The sequence below is a fragment of the Leptothrix toolikensis (SeqCode) genome, from assembly GCF_057922285.1.
The window spans coordinates 1-17,132 of sequence record NZ_JBYSVC010000050.1; the positions used below are offsets into that span (position 1 = coordinate 1).

The following is a 17,132-nucleotide window of genomic DNA, read 5'->3' on the forward strand; positions in this document are numbered from 1 at the left end:
TCCCTGCGCTTGGGAGCCGGGAACCTTGGGCCAGAGCAGCAAAGTCTGAGCCGCACCCTGAACATCGCCAACATGACCGAATCGGCCGACACCCTCACCACCACATGGACCACATGGAACCTGCGGCTGGAGATGCGGCTGTGATAGGGTTTCACCCTTTCCAACACCAACAATCCTTCTCATCATGAATAAACTGCTGGCTCTCCTGATCGCCGCATGCTTTGCCACCTGTTCGTTCACCGCGAGCGCCGCGACCCATGGGACGAAACACCACGCCAAGGTCACCAAGAAAAAACACGCGCACAAGAAGTCCCATGTCAAGCACGTGACCCACAAGACACCCAGCGCTCGCTACTAAGCCAAGGGCCAGCACCCTCACCGACGAACCCGGCCCCGGCCGGGTTTTTCGTGGCTGTGAATGAGGGATCACCGACAATTCCAGCCTCTCTGCTCTTTTTCTTGCCTCATGCGACGCCTTTTCCTGCATCTGAGCCTGATTTTTCTCCTTGGGCTGACCCTCACAGGCCCGGCCGATGCCGGATCGCGGGTGCTGCTGCGCATCTCGACACCGGCCGTACCCGACGATTGGCACGCCAAGATGTGGACGACCTTTAAAGAGTCGCTCGACAAGCAGGCTCCGGGTGAATTCGACGTGCAGATCCATCTGAACGGCACCCTGTTTCGCCAAGGGGCCGAGCCCACCGCCATGGCGCGGGGCAATCTGGAGATGGCCTCGGTCTCAGCTTTCGACTTGGCACGCCAAGTGCCCGATTTTTCGATCCTCACGGCAGGTTACGTCATCCGCGACCCCAAGCATCAGCAAGCGGTGCTCAACGGCTCCATCGGCGAGAGCCTCTACCGTCAAGCCAGCGAACGCATGGGCTTGCATGTGCTGGCCCCCTTGTACTTGGGCACCCGTCAGCTCGGTTTACGCACCACCCGCAAGGTGCAAACGCCCGCCGACCTTCAAGGTGTGAAGCTGCGCATGCCATCCAGCAAGGAATGGCTCTTTCTGGGCAACGCCCTCGGAGCTTCGGCCATGCCACTCACCTTGGGCGAGGTCTACATGGGCCTCAAGACCGGCACGATTGATGCCGAAGACAACCCGCTGCCCACTCTGCGCGCCACCAAATTCAACGAAGTCTTGGCCCAGATCGTCTTGACCCAGCATCTGGTGGATAGCCTGTTCATCACCTTGGCCGACAAGACTTGGCAAGGTCTGAGCCCGGCGCAACAAACCAAGGTGCGGGAAGCCGCTCAAGCAGCAGCACGCTTCAACAACGACCATCGCTTGCAAGAAGAAGCGCAACTGCTCGAAGCCTTCAAGAAGCAGGGCTTGACCGTGACCACCCCCGACGTGTCCGCCTTCCGTCAAAAAGTTCAAGACACCTACCGCAACTCGGACTACGCCCGCAGCTGGTCCGCTGGGCTGCTGGATCGCATCCAAGCCACGAAATGAAGTCCATCGCCCATGGGGTTGCCGTGGGGCTCTTTGTTGCCCTGTTCACGGTCTTCATCATCCAAATCAGCGCGCGTTTTCTCTTGGATCGGCCCTTGCCGTGGACCGACGAGTTGGTGATGGTGCTGTACCTCTGGATCGTGCTTTGGGGGGCCAGTTTTGTCCTCAAAGAAGAAGAACACGTCCGCTTCGATCTGCTCTACAACCTGTGCTCCCCGGGCGTGCAACGCGGGCTGCGCATCGCTGCACACCTTTTGATCGGCGGTTTGATGGGTTGGGCGATACCGGGCAGCTGGGATTACATCCACTTCATGGCCCGTGAGAACACGCCCGTGATGGATCTACCGTGGATGTGGGTGGATGCCCCGTTCCTCTTTTTGCTCTGTGCCGTGGTCTTCAAAAGCCTGCGTGCCCTTTGGAACGAGATCGGGAGCGCCCTTCGATGAGCACCGGCATGTGGACCCTGTTGGCCGTGATGACCCTCGGCTTGCTGCTACGCGCCCCGGTCGGCTTTTCGATGCTCGCCAGCGGCGTGGCTTATCTGATCGCCACGCATCAAGAACTCGGCTTGGTGGCTGAGCAAACCTTGGGCGGCTTGGTGAACAGCTCCGTGTTGCTGGCTGTGCCGCTCTTCATTCTGGCGGCCAACTTGATGAACGCCGGCACGATCAGTGAGCGCATCTTCGACTTCTGCCGCCTTTTGGTCGGCCGCCTGCGTGGCGGGCTGGCGCAGGTGGATATTTTGGTCAGCGTGATCTTTTCAGGCATGAGCGGCAGCGCCTTGGCCGACGCAGCCGGGCCGGGTTTGGTCACCCTGCGCCAGATGCTCAAAAAGCCCGAATACGCACCGGGATTTGCCGGTGCGGTGGTCGTGGCCAGCGCCACCATCGGGCCGATCATTCCGCCCTCCATCCCCATGGTGATCTACGCCTTGGTCTCCGGCACCTCGGTGGGGGCCTTGTTCATGGGTGGCGTGATCCCAGGCCTGTTGATGGCCGGCGCTTTGATGCTCACGGTGCAATGGATCGCCACCAAGCGCAACATGCCCAAAGAAGAGCCCGTGCCCTTGGCGCACTGGCCTCGGCTGATCGGTCGCGCCGCGCTGCCGCTGTCCTTGCCCATCGTGTTGCTCACCGGGCTTTACACCGGCGCGTTTACCCCCACCGAAGCGGCTGCCGTCGCTGCCCTGCACGCCTTGATTTTGTCCACCGTGGTCTACCGCGCCTTGAGCTGGCGGGACTTGTATCAAGTCTTTCTTGAATCAGCCCGCGCCAGCGCCGTTATCACGGTGGTCATCGCCGGGGCCTTCATGCTGAATTACGCCTTCACCGCCGAAGGCGTTCCCAGTTTGGTCGCAGGCTATGTGCAAGAGCAGCATCTGGGGCCGACTGGCTTTTTACTGCTGGTCAACGGGCTGTTCTTGGTGCTGGGTTGCTTTCTTGACACCACCGTGATGCTGCTGGTGTTCGTGCCAATGCTTTTGCCCAGCGTGCGTGAGCTGGGCATTGATCCCGTCCACTTTGGGGTGGTGGTGATCGTCAACATGATGATCGGCCTGATCACCCCGCCCTTTGGCATGCTGCTGTTCGTCACCCATGCGCTCACGGGCATCCCGATCAAAGCCATGCTGAAAGAAGGCTGGCCGTTTTTACTGGCCTTGCTGGTCGTGTTACTGGCCATGACCATGATTCCGGAGGTGGTTCTATGGCTACCGCACTGGATGAACCCTATACGCTGAAATGACAACAGCATCACGAACCGTTAAAGAAACCTTATGCTTTTCAAAGACTCACCGTTCATCACAGATTTAGCCCCTTCATTTGACGTACATTGATTACGCGGACTTAAATAAGTTCTGTCCGCAACCTTCAATCAGTTTGGGAGTCTGTGATGAATTCGAATCTTGCTCAACGTATTGTTTCTGTTCTTTGGCCTGCTTTTATGGTCGCTGCGGCTGCGGAAATGGTGTTCTTTGGGCTGGTGGATCCGCTTGATCTTTCGGTCTATGGTGCGCCCATCGGTGAAGATCGGATGCAAATTTACAGCCTTGGCTTCCTGTTTTTCTGGGTCGTTGGCTCGGCAGCGAGTGCGATGGCGGACGTTCTGAAAAAGACCTCGGCTCAGGTCAATCACAGCACAGACGCAGCAGTGGCCGCTATCCAGACACCGACAAACCAAGCTGTGACGTCACGGCACACGGGTGGTCACGCCCTTCACATGTAAAAGGGTCTCCGATGCCACCACGCCAAGCGGGCAAGACCCGCGCTCAACCCAAAACCAACAACGCCCGCTACCATCGCGGGCGTTGCCATTTCTGGGCCTTGCGCTTGCTACCATGATCACTGATTCTCCCCTCGGTCAAGCCGTCACCTATGGTGAGGCTTACGATCCGGGACTGCTTTTTCCCCTGCCCCGAGCGGCTAAGCGTGCCGAGTTGGGCCTTCAAGGTCAACCGCCTTTTATCGGTGCAGATCTCTGGAACGCCTATGAGCTGTCTTGGCTGAACCCCAAAGGCAAGCCGCAAATCGCCCTAGCGCACTTCATCGTGCCCAGCGATTCGGTCTCGATCATCGAGAGCAAGTCGCTCAAGTTGTATCTAAATAGCTTCAACATGAGCCGCTTTGACTCGCACGAGGTGGTGCAGCAGCACCTCGTCACCGATCTGAGTACCGCGTGTGGCCTGCGCGTTGGCGTGCGGCTGACCCTGCCGGATCAGTTTCAGACCCAAATCATTGCCCCTCTGCAAGGTCTCAATCTGGACCGCCTTGATCTGGAATGCACGCACTACACGCCGACGCCGGAGCTATTGAGCGCGGATCACACGGAGCCGCCCGTCACCGAAACCTTCGTCTCTCACTTGCTCAAGAGCAATTGCCTCATCACTCGCCAACCCGATTGGGGCAGCGTGCAGGTCACTTATACCGGGGCGACCATCGACCAAGCGGGTCTGCTGCGCTATCTGGTCAGCTACCGGGGGCACGATGAATTCCACGAACAATGCGTCGAGCGCATCTTTATGGACATCTGGACCCGCTGTCGCCCAACACGGCTTGCGGTCTACGCCCGCTATACACGGCGTGGTGGGTTGGACATCAATCCTTACCGCTGTAGCCATCCGGCCACCTTGCCAACCAATGCACGCACGGCACGGCAATAACCCACACTCAACCAAAGCTGGAAGCGAGGCCCTTGATGCCCACCATCGTCTACGGGATTGCGAATTGCGACGCTGTGAGAAAGGCCCGTGCGGCCCTCGAAGCGGTGGATCGTCCCTATGTCTTTCACGACTACCGCCAACTGACGCAGCTTGAAACTTGCTTGGATCGCTGGTTGGTCGCCGTCGGCTGGGAGACCCTTCTCAATCGACGTAGCACCACATGGCGCAGTTTGGCCGACTATGCGCGCAGCGCCGTCGATGGCTCCGCCAGTGCCCGTTTGCTGATGCTGGAGCAACCCATCCTCATCAAGCGGCCGGTGGTCGAATGGCCCGACGGTCACATCAGCGTGGGCTTTGAGGCCTCAAGCTGGCAGCAACGCCTGAGCGATCTGGCTCGGCCGTCTGCCCAATAAACCACAGCACATAACCACAGCCCTTCGGGGCTTTTCCCATGTTTACTGGCATCGTTCAGGGCATCGCCCACATCAGCGCTATCACCGACCGTCCCGGTTTGCGCACCTTCACGCTGAGCTTGCCTGGCGGGTTTGACCAAGGCCTAGAGATCGGTGCCAGTGTCGCTTGCGATGGCGTCTGCCTGACTGTCACCACATTTAGCACCGGACAAGCCCAGTTTGATGTCATGCAGCAAACCCTGGCGCTGACCACCTTGGGACGCTTCAACGTCGGTGACCGGATCAACGTCGAACGGGCCGCACGCGATGGGGCTGAAATCGGTGGACATCCTTTGTCGGGCCATGTGGATTTCACCGCCACCTTGGCCAGCATCCGTCAACCCGAAAACAACCATGTGCTGCGCATCCAAGTGCCGGCACCGTGGATGCGTTACATCTTTGCCAAAGGCTACATCGCCATCAACGGTGCCAGCCTCACCCTTGCCGAAGCTGATCGCCAAGCCGGCTGGTTCGAGGTTTGGTTGATCCCCGAAACCCTGCGCATGACCACCTTTGGCCACAAACAGGTTGGCGACGCGCTCAACATCGAGATTGAACGCAGCACCCAAGTGATCGTCGATACCGTGCGCGACAGCGTGGCCGAGCATCTCGCGCCTTGGCTGCCGGCCCTGCAAAAACTACTGATCCAGAAATAAAAAACCCCGGCGATAAGGCCGGGGTTGATCAGGCTAGAAGCGCAGATGAATCACTTCATCTTGTTCGGGTGCCAGTAGAGGTACTTGGCGTAGATATCTACATCCTTGGTTTCACGGATGAAGAACACTCCCAGCAAGAAGGTCATCACGATGATGGTGATCGGGTACCACAGACCGAAGTAAATGTCGCCGTTCTGGGCCACCATGGCAAAGGCGATGGTGGGCATCAAGCCGCCGAACCAGCCGTTGCCGATGTGGTACGCCAAGCTCATCGAGCTGTAGCGAATCCGGGTTGGGAACAACTCAACCAGCGTTGCCGCAATCGGGCCGTAAACCATCGTCACGTAGATCACCAAGATCGTCAGGATCAGGATGATTTTGACGTGGTTGACCTTTTCAGGATCAGCTTTGATCGGGTAGCCCGCCTCGGCCAAGGCGGCCTTCAAATCAGCCTTGAAGTCGGCAATCGCTTGAGCGCTCGAACCATCAAACTTATTGCCCGCAGCGTTCAACATGGCGTTCGGGGGAAAGAATTCCCGATCACCGATCTTCACGATGGCTGAGCTCCCTGAAGGCAGCGGCTCATTCGTGTAGCTGGCAGCCGACTGAGCGAGCGCGCGCTTGGCGATATCGCATGCAGAGCTGAAGTCGATTTCACGCGCAATCGGGCTACCTTGGAACGAACACGTCGCCGGGTCCGCCTTGACCACCAGATGCACGTTGGCTTGAGCCTTGGCGAGATCCGGATTGGCCGCTTCAGTCAGCCAGTTGAACAGCGGGAAGTACGTCAGCGCAGCCAAGGCCAAACCCGTCAAGATGATCGGCTTGCGGCCAATGCGATCTGACAAGGTGCCAAAGACAACGAAGAACGGTGTGCCGATCAACAACGCGGCGGCCACCATCAAGTTAGCGGTGCTGCTGTCTACCTTCAAGACACTGGTCAGGAAGAACAAGGCGTAAAACTGACCCGTGTACCAGATCACCGCTTGACCGGCGACCAGACCGAACAGGCCCAGCAACACGATTTTGAGGTTTTTCCATTGCCCAAAAGACTCAGACAGCGGCGCTTGAGACAAGGTGCCTTCGTCCTTCATCTTCTGGAAAGCGGGCGATTCGTTCATGCTCATACGAATCCACACCGACACGGCCAGCAGCACGATCGAGACCAGGAACGGCACGCGCCAGCCCCAATCAGCAAACACCGCTTCACCCAAGTAGGTGCGCACACCCAGAATCACGGCCAGCGACAAGAACAGCCCGAGCGTAGCGGTGGTTTGAATCCAAGAGGTGTACGCGCCGCGCTTGTTTTGTGGCGCATGTTCGGCCACGTAAGTGGCTGCACCGCCGTACTCACCCCCCAGCGCCAGACCTTGGGCCATGCGCAAGACGATCAGCAAAATCGGGGCTGCCATGCCAATCGAGGCATAGCTTGGCAAGATCCCGACGATGAACGTGGAAGAACCCATGATCAAAATCGTGATCAGGAAGGTGTATTTACGCCCCACCATATCGCCGAAACGGCCAAACATCAGCGCACCAAAAGGGCGAACGATAAACCCGGCCGCAAACGCTAACAACGCAAAAATAAAGCCCGATGTGGGATCCAAACCTGAGAAGAATTGCTTGGCAATAATTCCGGCCAAAGAGCCATAAAGGTAAAAGTCGTACCACTCGAACACCGTACCGATGGACGACGCGAAAATAACTTTGCGCTCCGCTGCCGTCATCGGCTGATAGGAGTACGACTTATCTTGCTCCACCGGATCAGAAACGCCGGCTGGTATGTTGGACATGGATACCTCCTAAAGTTGAGCGGATGATCACGAAATCAAAGGGCGGAGAGCAAACGCTTGGGTGAAAACTTGCGAGATTCCGGTAATTTTTCAGCGGCAGCCACGCCACGACCAAGGATCTGATCAGCACCAATGCGACCAAAAGCCTTGCTCAGTGAGACAAAAAAGACCCGGATCAATTCAGCCAACTCCATGGTCATGCCCGGCACCACCCAATCGTCGTTGAGCGGCCGCATCCATGCTCGGCTGAAACGCATTTTCACCGCATCGGAAATATCCGAACGTTCCAATTCGGCCAGCGACCCCGTCCAAACCGTATCGGCGGCATCTCGGTGGTACTGGTAAATCTCCATGATCGCTGCACGCATCACGGCCCCAAAAATGATCTGTGGCTCCTGTGGGATCGCTGACACCACGGGGGCGACCAATGCAGGTGGCGGAGGAGCCACCACAGGCGCTGCGGGCATGACGCCCAAAGGCACAGGCTGGGGGATGGGTACCGGCACAGGCACCGGCTGAGGAACATAGACCGGAGCTGGCGGCGGCACAGGCGCAGCGGCACGGATCTCAGCCATACGAGCCAACTGCTGGGCCTGCATCTTGGGCCAAGGGTCAGGCGGCAAATTGGCCTCAGAGGCCTTCAAGGCGTTGAAAAATCCGCCATACAAGCGTTTACGGGTGGCCGCATCCAATTGCTGCTTGGCACCGACAGCATCGACAAAAGCGATCACATCCGATACCGATTCACCCCGCATTGAGTCATGTTGCTCCCAAAGGGCATCAAGCAGGGCAGCCTCATCGAGTACGTCGGAAAACACGGCAACAGCCGCACGTCTTCGCAACGAAGACTGAGAGTCGTAGGACATCGTCATCCTCCATCCATGGGGGGGTCTGGACTGCGCTGGCCGTGCCGGATGCACGACACAGTCAGCGGTTGAACTTCGTTTCAGCTGAGCATGTGACTCGAAATAAAAAAGCCTTGATGTCAGTCAAGCCCTTCGATGTCGATTCATATCCACGCTTACTGAAACATGGCAGGCGAATCTTGCACCATCAACAGCCAACAGAACCTTACAAGGATGGCGACATCACTCAGCCCAAAACAAAATACCGTGAAAGCTCCACATCGTTACGTATCGCTCACGGCAGATTACATTCATTTGCATCCCTGTGCATTCCTTGAATAAAGGGGTGAGCTTGACGTCGCCTAAAAATAGCGTCATTCCCATCAAAAATAATCAATGGGTTATGTTGTGAACAAGCACACATTCATGAAATATGTTTGACAATCACAGCCATGTTGCATTTGCTTAATTTGCTCGCCGCCATCGCCTTGTTGGTTTGGGGCACCCAAACGGTCCGTACCGGCATTCTGAGCGTTTTCGGCGAAAGCCTGCGTCATGTGCTGGCGATCAGTCTTGGCTCCAAGCCCCGCGCGCTTTTGGCGGGTTTGGGCGTGACCAGTTTGGTGCAATCGGGCACCGCCACGTGCATGATCGTGGCCTCGTTTCTGGGCCGAAACCTCGTCACCACAGCCGCTGCGCTCACGGTGATGCTCGGGGCCGATGTCGGCTCAAGCATGATGGTGGCGGTGTTTTCGCTGGATCTGTCTTGGCTGTCGCCACTGCTGATTTTTGTCGGCGTGGTGCTCTACGTGTCGCAGCCCAAAACCACGGCGGGCCGGCTCGGACGAGTGGCCATCGGGCTGGGACTGATCACGTTGGCGCTGAAACTCATCGTCCAAAGCACTCAGCCGCTGATCGCTTCGCCGGCCATGCGTGGTTTGCTGGCAGCGCTGCCCAACGAAGTGCTGTTCGACATCGTGATCGGTGCCTTCTTGACCGTGATGGCGTACTCCAGCTTGGCCATCGTTTTGCTCACCGCCACGCTGGCGGTCTCAGGGATGGTGCCCGAGACCGTCGCACTGGGCTTGGTGGTGGGAGCCAATCTCGGCAGCGGCATCTTGGCGATATTGACCACAGCCAAGGCTCCGGTGGAGGCTCGCCGGCTGCCCGTCGGCAACTTGCTGTTCAAAGTGGTTGGGGCGATGGTGGCCATTCCCTTCCTGCCCCATGTCCACGATCTGCTCTCGGAATGGGTGGGCGGCATTGATCAGCAAGTCGTCATCTTCCATCTCTGCTTCAACCTCGTCTTGGCCGCCATGTTCGTCGGTTTCACGAGCACCATGGGCAAGGCGCTGGACCGCTGGATGCTTGCGCCCTCCAACCTTGCCACCCAACGCCCGCAACACCTGGACGCGATGGCGCTCAGCACGCCGTCGCTGGCCATTTCATGCGCTGCACGTGAGGCCATGCACCAAGCCGATGTGGTCGAAACCATGCTGCGCGGTGTGCTGCCAGTGATCCGCAACAACGATCTGGTGCTGGCCGAGCAGTTGCGCCAGCAAGATGACATGGTCGATGCGCTACACACCGACATCAAGCTCTACCTGACGCAGATCTCGCGCGAAAGCCTGTCTGAAGGCGAAAGCCGGCGCTGGACCGATGTGGTGTCCTTCACCATCAACATGGAGCAGATCGGCGACATCATCGAGCGCATTTTGCAAGACGTCGAAGACAAAAAAATCCGCAAAGATCGGCGCTTTTCTGATGCTGGTATGGCTGAAATTTGCCATCTGCACGAACGGCTGCTGACCAACTTGCGTTTGGGCATGAGCGTGTTCTTGGTGGGCAACGTGCGCGATGCCAAACGCTTGCTTGAAGAAAAAGCGCGCTTTCGCGAGCTAGAACATGAATACGCAGGCAGCCATCTGGCGCGTTTGCAAGACAACACCGCCGAGAGCATCGAAACCAGTTCCCTGCACCTTGACCTCATCAGCGACTTAAAGCGCATCAACTCGCACATCTGCTCGATTGCCTACCCGATCTTGGAGTCGGCTGGGGCACTGAGCCAAACGCGCATTCGGGCCTCGCGCTTTGCGCGCCTTGAAGAAGAACCCAGCCCAGCCAAAGCACGGCCATCCAGAGGCTGATACGATCCGGCGCTCTTTTTCAGGGATTGCCACCATGGCTCATGATGCCGCTGCCGATGACGAAGGCCTGCCCCTCTCCCAGCAAATCCGTGCTCGCCTGCAAAAGGCGGGTAAGCGTTTTCACGCCAACGACAACATCGCCGAATTCATCGAACCGGGTGAACTCGACCGCTTGCAAGTCGAGGTCGAAGCCAAGCTGCAAACGGTGCTGGAAAGCCTGGTGATCGATACCACCAGTGATCACAACACCCAAGAAACCGCCCGTCGGGTGGCCAAGATGTACCTGCGTGAAGTGTTCAAGGGCCGCTACGAGCCAGAACCCAGCGTCACCGAGTTCCCCAATGTCGAGCGGCTCAATCAGCTGATGATCATCGGGCCGATCACCGTGCGCAGCGCCTGCTCACACCACTTCTGCCCCATCGTGGGTCGGGTCTGGATCGGTGTGCTGCCCAAGGAAGACTCGAACCTGATCGGCCTGTCCAAGTACGCCCGCTTGAGCGAATGGATCATGAACCGGCCGCAGATTCAAGAAGAAGCCGTCACCCGCTTGGCCGATTTATTGCAAGAAAAAATGCAGCCCGACGGCTTGGCGGTGGTGATGGAAGCCGAACACTTTTGCATGAGTTGGCGCGGCGTGCGCGACATGGACGCGCGCATGAGCAACAGCGTGATGCGCGGCGCTTTTCTCGACGACGCGCCCTTGCGGCGTGAATTTCTTTCGCTGCTGCACAGACCCTGAATGACATGGAAACCTTTGACGCAGTGATCGTCGGGGCCGGCGCTGCCGGCCTTTTTTGTGCCGGTATGGCCGGTCAGCGCGGGGTGCGGGTGCTGTTGCTCGACCACGCGCCGCAGGTGGCTGAGAAGATCCGCATCTCGGGCGGTGGGCGCTGCAACTTCACCAACCTCGGCGCATCGCCGGCCAATTACCTCTCCGACAACCCGCACTTTTGCCGCTCAGCCTTGGCGCGTTACCGCCCGAGCGATTTCACCGATTTGCTGCGCCGCCACGGTGTGGGCTTCCACGAAAAGCACCTCGGTCAGTTGTTTTGTGACAACAGCAGCCAAGACATCATCGACTTGCTACTGCGTGAATGTGCCGTCGGCCAAGTCACGCGCCGCCAGCCGTGCAGTGTCTCGACGGTTCAGCGCGTGACTGACGGCTTCGAGCTGACGACCAGCGCTGGGCAAGTGCGCACCCCGCAGTTGGTGATCGCCACCGGCGGGCTGCCGATCCCCAAGATCGGGGCGACCGACTGGGGCCTGCGTCTGGCGCGCGAATGGGGTTTGAAGATCATCGAGCCGCGCCCAGCCTTGGTACCACTGACCTTTGCGCCGACCGATTGGGGGCCGTTGGTTGAACTCTCAGGGCTGTCGCTGCCCGCACGGCTGAACAGCGGCGGTGGCAAGGGCGCACCCAAAGGAGCGTTGAAGGGTGAGTTTCTGGAGGATCTGCTGTTCACGCACCGGGGCCTGAGCGGGCCGGGGGCGCTGCAAATATCAAGCTACTGGCATCCCGGCCAAGCGGTGCAGATGGATCTGTACCCGCAAGGCGATCTGGCGGATGCGCTGCGGCAAGCCAAAAACGGCTCACGCCGCCAGCTCAGCACCGTGCTGGCGCAGCATTTGCCGAATCGTTTGGCCGAGTTTTGGCTGCAACGGCTGAGCTTGAACCCCAGCCAGCCCATCGCCGAGATGAAAGACCGCGACATCGAGCGTTTGGCCCAAGGCGTGCAAGCGTGGAGCGTGACGCCCGATGGCACTGAAGGTTGGAAGAAAGCCGAAGTGATGGTGGGCGGCGTGGATACGCGCCAGCTCAGCTCGCAAACCATGGCCAGCTTGAGCATCCCCGGCCTGCACTTGATCGGTGAGGTGGTGGATGTCACGGGCTGGCTGGGCGGCTACAACTTCCAGTGGGCTTGGGCCAGCGCCGCAGCCTGTGCCGAGGCTTTGAACCCCGGCACATAAAGGCGCGTCTTACTTGCCGTCCTTACACGCCACTGTGGGCGCTTGTACAGGATGGTCGGAGATCCAGACTTCGACCCGGCGGTTGCGTTCGCGCCCGGCTTCGGTGTCTTCCGCAGCAATCGGCACAGCAGCGCCGAAGCCATAGACCACTTTGGCTTTGACGCCGTAGGTGGCCAACTCTGAGGCCACCACGTTGGCGCGCTCTTGCGAGACCTTGCACGGTGCTGTGGCGCTGCCGTCAGCAAAGCCCAGCAACATGATCTCGGCTTTCTTGTTGCCATGCGCGCTCAGCAACTGCGCGATCCGGCCCATGTCGCGCTCGGCCTTGTTGTCCATGCTCATCGAACCGGGTTGGAAGCGCAAGTTGATCGACAAGCGCTGAGCACCACCCACCAATTGGTTGTACACGGGGGAATCGGTGGCCACCGTCGCTTTGGCCTCCAAGGCTTCAGCCGCTTGGCCAATAAAGCCAGCTTTTTCAACCAGTTTCTGGGCCTCAGGCGTGGTCGTGTACTCGGCAAAACGCACCGCCAGCGCGTTGGTGGTCATGGGCGGCACATACAAATACAAGCGGCGGGTCAGGGGGTAGTCTTCTGAGCCCACGGTCAGCTTGGTCGGGCGCATCGGCTCGTGGGCACCGTCTGAAATGGCAATCACCTTGGCCTTATGCACATCGTGCATGGTGGTGTAGCCAATGGCTTGCGGATCGCGGCCCACCAAATCGGCCAAAACCCCGCCGTCATCGGCGACCTTGGCGGTTTTGGCGATGTCACCGCCCCCCAGCACCGCTTGTTTAAGCGTGTCGGTGGTGCCCGATTTTTCGTCGCGTGTCACCAGCTGAATCGGCCCAGCCTTGCCGCCCACTTGGGCCCAATCGGTGATCTTGCCGCTAAAAATATCGCGTAATTGCAGCAGCGACAGGCGCGAAACCGGGTTGGCCGTATGCGTCACGATGGCGATGGCGTCCATGGCGACCACGTATTCAGCACCGTCAGCACTCAAGTTGCCCAAGGCTTTGGTGAGTTCCAGCTCACCCTTTTTGATCGGGCGGGAAGACATCGCCATATCGGCCTTGCCATCGCGCAAATCAGTAAAGCCGGTGGCCGAGCCGTGACCATACATCTCGATGCGCACCGGGCCGTCCGGGCCGCGCGCTGTCACCGCGATTTCATCCACCGTTTTGCTGGGGCTGACCGCGATCTGGGTGTAGCCCTCTTGAGCCAAAAAGCCTTGCAACAGCGCTGAGCCCAAACTCGTTGACGTGGACGAGCCATGCAAACGCAAAACTGTGTGGTCGGCGTTGCGCGTCTCAGAAGCACTGGTGGCTTTGTTGCCCGAGCCGCTCATGGCCCACCAACCGCCGCCCAAGGCCACCAGGGCCAGCGGGATGGCGATGGCGAGGACGTTCATTTTTCCCTTGCCTCCACCGCCCGCCGACTCATCGACCCTCAGCAGCGGCGAGCCGCACTTGGGGCAACGTGAGTTGCTGTCGTCATAGGGCAGTTGCGTGCGTTTTTCCGCATGGGTACACGCGCTGGGGAGATTGGTACAGATACCGTGGGTCATAGCATGGCTTCCTGTCGAACAAAACGCATGGCGGCGCGAGCAGCTTCACTCCACGCCAATGACACGGCATCCAGCTCTGAAGCTGGTGCTGCCGATCGGATTGCTTCGATGCGCCTTCGCATCGAATTTCGCAATACTTCCTGTCGGTCGGCGGCATGAATCTGGCGTATCTGGTCGGGCTCAAGCAAAGCCTTCTTCAACGCCTCGAAATCATCATGGTCCGCGCGGGCAACCGCGTCGATCCAGTCCCGACCCAGCACCTTGCGTGCGATGTCGAAACCGTCCTCATCGACTTGTTGCCACAACAACCGTTTTTCCCCGTTAGCGGGGTCTATCTCTTCTGAAATCAAACCCACCGCCTCGGCCAGCAAGAGCACGCGGCGTACTTGCAAGAGCCATTCGGGCGAGGGTGCGGGTGCTTGGGGCGTCACCGGCGGTGGCACAAGCAGTGCCGGTGTGGGCATGGGTAGCGGCGGCGGCTCAACCGGCACCGGCTCAGCAACAGCTTCGATCAGCTGCGCATCGCCACCGATTTCAAACAAGGGCAGCAAGCCCACCAAAGTCAGGCGCTGATCCGAGCGCAGCCCAGGGGTAACCGCCCGTTGTTCTAACTTGGCATGACCGCCACCGGCAGTGAGCAAATTTTTGTCGTGCAAGGCTTGCTCAAGCGCTCCCGCAAAGGCCGAGAGATAGCCCGAAGGCATCTCGCTGTTGGGCATCAACAGGCTCCAGCGCAAAGCAGCGCCGCCGCCATCCGGGCGGACTTGATCCGCCAGCGCAGTGCTATCGACCCAGTTGGCGAAGGTCTGCGCTTGTTGCGCTTGGTTCTTCAGCCAGCGCTGCATCAGGCCATCGACCAAAGACGGCGAAGCCTGCGCATCAATGAACGTCCGGGCCGCTTGCACGCTGCGCGTCAACAACTCATGCCCAAGAACACCCTTGGACAAAGTCACCGAAGCAAAGGTGCGGAAGCTGATCTCTGGGCCCACTGCGGCAAACAAATGGTTTTGGAGCTGATGCACATCCAACGTGACCAACGCCTCACGGGTCAAGAGACGCTCGCGCAGTTGATCCATGCGCTTGCGTTCATTGACCTGCGCCGCTTTGTCGCGCAGCTCATGCGAGACCGACACCAACGCTTGCTCGGTCGATTCAAGGAGATGGAACAGCGCGTTGAGTTGCGACACCAAGCGCTGCGCCTGATGCTGCGCAAACCGCCCGGCCGTGACCTGCGTCATGGCCAAGCAGCGCTCACGCCACAACATCACGGCGTTTTCAAGATCCAAGATGCGAGTGCGTTCATCGCTGCCGGTGAACCGCTTGGCAAAAGCCCCAAAACCGCCGGTATTTTGGGTGGTTTGGGCGGCTTTTTGGTTCAAAACGGCCAGTTGCATGCCGTGGTGATCAGAGACCTCGCTGCGTTGCCGCACGGTGGCTTCGATCTGATCGCTGTAAAAAGTCAGATCCGAGGCCATGGTGGCGATGGCCTGACCACACTCTCGCAGGGAGCGCCGGCCCGTTTGCCAGTCGCTCAACAAATCGGACTCAATGGTCTTGACCCGTGCATCGGTAGCGCGCTCCAGCTCTTCGCGGGCTTGCTCAAAGTAGGGCTCAACACCCTTGCCGCGAAAACCCGTGCGCAAGGCTTGATCAAAGAGCGTGGCAATTTGGTCCAAACGCTGCGCGTCGGGCATGGCAAAGGCTAAACGTTTGAAATGCTCGGCGTACTCGGTCCAGATTTGCTCAAACGTGCCGGCCGCAACCACCGCTGCCACTTGCTGATGCAAGGCATCACCGCCAAGGGTTTGACGATCACGCGCATTGGCATCGACCAACGTGATGGCTTTTTCAGCCGAAACTTGCTTGGCAGGAGCCTCGCCACTGGCTTCAGCGTGGCCCAAACACAGGCTGTTGAGCACGCGCTGGGCGATCTCAAGGCTCAAATGCTCTTGCCACGTATCGACATCAGGGCCCAAGCGATGCAAGCCGACACCGAACAAACCCTTCAAAGCACCCGCTTGCCAGCTCGGGCCGGCCAGCATCTTTTGATACAAAAATTCGGCCAAGGCCGCGTACCGATCCGCCGAAGTCGGCCCCGAGGCTGCAACGTCATGCCACAAATAGCCTTGGGTAAAGGGGGCCAGTTGATGGCGACGCCCGGCAGGGGATGCCATCAAAGCTTGCAGCTCACGAACATCGGCACAGGCGGTGGGTGCATCCACGGCAGCCATGTTGGCTGGCAACATGCCGTAAATCATCACGCGGGCGTCGATATCACTGGAGAGGCTACGCAGCAAGCGCACCACCCCCGGCATAAGGCCCGACTCTCCCGGGGCCTGCAAATGCCCCACCACATGCCACGTCACCTCGTCGCGTCCCCCGGGGGGCAAGCTTTGAAGCATCGACTCAAGCAGCTTGCGACAAGCGGTTTGACTCTCAACCGGCGCTTGATTTTCAGGTTTCAGCACCAGCATGCGCCGATCCGACAACTGGATCGACGGCCCCAAGACGCTCCAATCGCCGGAGTCGGTACGGATGTCCGAGGGCGCTTTGGTCAGTAAAACAAAGTCTTCCGGCCGGATCACCGACCAAGCACTGTTGGCTTGCGCTGAGGGCTGCGGTGTCGGAGCTTCATCCGCCAAGTCTTTATTCAACAGAACAAAGTCTGCCGGCATGCCATCCGGTTGAACACTGCCGTGACGCAGCATCAACCGCTTGCGCAGCTCAATGACAACTCGACGGCCTGTGGCGCCGATACCGATGATCAAATGGTTCATGCGTGACAACAAAAGGTGATTTTTGATTCCGAAACAACGGGGCTTTCAGACAAAAACTCCAAGCCTTTCATTTATATAAGCCAAGACAAAAGTAGCCGCACATCGATTCATGATGAATCTTAATTTTCAAACGAATCAGGATGAACAGGAACGAACAACGACTGCTTCTCAGGGACCGAACGATACGCACTTGAGAGGCAGTCTTGGTAACTATGCGTCACAGAAATCGAGAAAATCGTGAATCAATCCTTCGTTATCGAATTTTCGTTCATGATGAGCCCTTCGATGCCCTTAAATCAAGCAAGGTCGCCT

At 58.7% G+C, this 17,132-nt stretch carries 15 protein-coding genes; 11 read left to right on the forward strand and 4 right to left on the reverse strand.

The window, feature by feature from the left end; all coding sequences use genetic code 11:
* Positions 1-184 precede the first annotated feature (184 nt).
* The 8 genes from AC3VI7_RS08570 to AC3VI7_RS08605 all read left to right on the forward strand — a co-directional run bounded on the left by AC3VI7_RS08570 (position 185) and on the right by AC3VI7_RS08605 (position 5,724).
* Entirely contained in the window at positions 185-358 is a 174-nt protein-coding gene (locus tag AC3VI7_RS08570) for a hypothetical protein (RefSeq protein ID WP_489667538.1), read from the forward strand.
* 108 nt (positions 359-466) lie between these two features.
* Positions 467-1,459 carry a TRAP transporter substrate-binding protein DctP gene (gene dctP / locus AC3VI7_RS08575; protein ID WP_489667539.1) on the forward strand — a complete coding sequence of 331 codons (993 nt, stop codon included), beginning with the start codon at positions 467-469 and terminating at the stop codon, positions 1,457-1,459.
* Positions 1,456-1,905 (forward strand): TRAP transporter small permease, encoded by a 450-nt coding sequence (locus AC3VI7_RS08580; RefSeq protein ID WP_489667540.1) that lies wholly within the window; start codon positions 1,456-1,458, stop codon positions 1,903-1,905. The genes dctP and AC3VI7_RS08580 overlap by 4 nt, the downstream gene beginning before the upstream one ends.
* 8 nt (positions 1,906-1,913) lie before the next feature.
* Positions 1,914-3,197 carry a TRAP transporter large permease gene (locus AC3VI7_RS08585; protein ID WP_489671080.1) on the forward strand — a complete coding sequence of 428 codons (1,284 nt, stop codon included), beginning with the start codon at positions 1,914-1,916 and terminating at the stop codon, positions 3,195-3,197.
* 152 nt (positions 3,198-3,349) lie between these two features.
* Entirely contained in the window at positions 3,350-3,682 is a 333-nt protein-coding gene (locus AC3VI7_RS08590) for a hypothetical protein (protein WP_489667542.1), read from the forward strand.
* Positions 3,683-3,794: 112 nt separating this feature from the next.
* The gene (gene queF / locus AC3VI7_RS08595) at positions 3,795-4,616 is read left to right on the forward strand and encodes an NADPH-dependent 7-cyano-7-deazaguanine reductase QueF (RefSeq protein ID WP_489667543.1); all 822 of its coding nucleotides are present in this window, start codon (positions 3,795-3,797) and stop codon (positions 4,614-4,616) included.
* A 35-nt stretch (positions 4,617-4,651) separates the two neighbouring features.
* Complete coding sequence (locus tag AC3VI7_RS08600) at positions 4,652-5,029, forward strand: ArsC/Spx/MgsR family protein (protein WP_489667544.1); 378 nt, start codon at positions 4,652-4,654, stop codon at positions 5,027-5,029.
* Between the two features lie 38 nt (positions 5,030-5,067).
* On the forward strand, positions 5,068-5,724 hold the full coding sequence (locus tag AC3VI7_RS08605; protein WP_489667545.1) for a riboflavin synthase subunit alpha: 657 nt from the start codon (positions 5,068-5,070) through the stop codon (positions 5,722-5,724).
* Between the two features lie 50 nt (positions 5,725-5,774).
* Here AC3VI7_RS08605 and AC3VI7_RS08610 read toward each other — a convergent pair whose 3' ends face one another.
* Both AC3VI7_RS08610 and AC3VI7_RS08615 read right to left on the reverse strand, forming a co-directional pair.
* A complete protein-coding gene (locus tag AC3VI7_RS08610) occupies positions 5,775-7,517 on the reverse strand; it encodes an MFS transporter (protein ID WP_489667546.1) in 1,743 nt (580 codons plus the stop codon).
* Between the two features lie 35 nt (positions 7,518-7,552).
* On the reverse strand, positions 7,553-8,383 hold the full coding sequence (locus tag AC3VI7_RS08615; RefSeq protein ID WP_489667547.1) for a hypothetical protein: 831 nt from the start codon (positions 8,381-8,383) through the stop codon (positions 7,553-7,555).
* Positions 8,384-8,814: 431 nt separating this feature from the next.
* On the opposite strand from AC3VI7_RS08615, the gene AC3VI7_RS08620 reads away from it, so the two are divergent.
* Genes AC3VI7_RS08620 through AC3VI7_RS08630 form a run of 3 tightly spaced genes read left to right on the forward strand, consistent with a single transcriptional unit; the run spans position 8,815 to position 12,477 of the window.
* Complete coding sequence (locus tag AC3VI7_RS08620) at positions 8,815-10,509, forward strand: Na/Pi cotransporter family protein (RefSeq protein WP_489667548.1); 1,695 nt, start codon at positions 8,815-8,817, stop codon at positions 10,507-10,509.
* Positions 10,510-10,543: 34 nt separating this feature from the next.
* Entirely contained in the window at positions 10,544-11,248 is a 705-nt protein-coding gene (gene folE / locus AC3VI7_RS08625) for a GTP cyclohydrolase I (RefSeq protein WP_489667549.1), read from the forward strand.
* A gap of 5 nt (positions 11,249-11,253) precedes the next feature.
* The gene (locus tag AC3VI7_RS08630; protein WP_489667550.1) at positions 11,254-12,477 is read left to right on the forward strand and encodes a BaiN/RdsA family NAD(P)/FAD-dependent oxidoreductase; all 1,224 of its coding nucleotides are present in this window, start codon (positions 11,254-11,256) and stop codon (positions 12,475-12,477) included.
* A gap of 9 nt (positions 12,478-12,486) precedes the next feature.
* Here the strand turns inward: AC3VI7_RS08630 and AC3VI7_RS08635 are convergent, their stop codons facing one another.
* On the reverse strand, positions 12,487-14,043 hold the full coding sequence (locus AC3VI7_RS08635; protein WP_489667551.1) for a substrate-binding domain-containing protein: 1,557 nt from the start codon (positions 14,041-14,043) through the stop codon (positions 12,487-12,489).
* Entirely contained in the window at positions 14,040-16,820 is a 2,781-nt protein-coding gene (locus tag AC3VI7_RS08640) for an FtsZ/tubulin family protein (protein WP_489667552.1), read from the reverse strand. The genes AC3VI7_RS08635 and AC3VI7_RS08640 overlap by 4 nt, the downstream gene beginning before the upstream one ends.
* Between the last annotated feature and the right edge of the window lie 312 nt (positions 16,821-17,132).

Coding starts and splice junctions, on each gene's coding strand:
- dctP (WP_489667539.1), top strand. CDS start 467: ATGCGACGCCTTTTCCTGCATCTGAGCCTGATTTTTCTCCTTGGGCTG.
- AC3VI7_RS08630 (WP_489667550.1), top strand. CDS start 11,254: ATGGAAACCTTTGACGCAGTGATCGTCGGGGCCGGCGCTGCCGGCCTT.
- AC3VI7_RS08600 (WP_489667544.1), top strand. CDS start 4,652: ATGCCCACCATCGTCTACGGGATTGCGAATTGCGACGCTGTGAGAAAG.
- AC3VI7_RS08610 (WP_489667546.1), bottom strand. CDS start 7,517: ATGTCCAACATACCAGCCGGCGTTTCTGATCCGGTGGAGCAAGATAAG.
- AC3VI7_RS08605 (WP_489667545.1), top strand. CDS start 5,068: ATGTTTACTGGCATCGTTCAGGGCATCGCCCACATCAGCGCTATCACC.
- AC3VI7_RS08590 (WP_489667542.1), top strand. CDS start 3,350: ATGAATTCGAATCTTGCTCAACGTATTGTTTCTGTTCTTTGGCCTGCT.
- AC3VI7_RS08635 (WP_489667551.1), bottom strand. CDS start 14,043: ATGACCCACGGTATCTGTACCAATCTCCCCAGCGCGTGTACCCATGCG.
- queF (WP_489667543.1), top strand. CDS start 3,795: ATGATCACTGATTCTCCCCTCGGTCAAGCCGTCACCTATGGTGAGGCT.
- AC3VI7_RS08615 (WP_489667547.1), bottom strand. CDS start 8,383: ATGTCCTACGACTCTCAGTCTTCGTTGCGAAGACGTGCGGCTGTTGCC.
- AC3VI7_RS08580 (WP_489667540.1), top strand. CDS start 1,456: ATGAAGTCCATCGCCCATGGGGTTGCCGTGGGGCTCTTTGTTGCCCTG.
- AC3VI7_RS08620 (WP_489667548.1), top strand. CDS start 8,815: ATGTTGCATTTGCTTAATTTGCTCGCCGCCATCGCCTTGTTGGTTTGG.
- AC3VI7_RS08640 (WP_489667552.1), bottom strand. CDS start 16,820: ATGAACCATTTGATCATCGGTATCGGCGCCACAGGCCGTCGAGTTGTC.
- folE (WP_489667549.1), top strand. CDS start 10,544: ATGGCTCATGATGCCGCTGCCGATGACGAAGGCCTGCCCCTCTCCCAG.
- AC3VI7_RS08585 (WP_489671080.1), top strand. CDS start 1,914: ATGTGGACCCTGTTGGCCGTGATGACCCTCGGCTTGCTGCTACGCGCC.
- AC3VI7_RS08570 (WP_489667538.1), top strand. CDS start 185: ATGAATAAACTGCTGGCTCTCCTGATCGCCGCATGCTTTGCCACCTGT.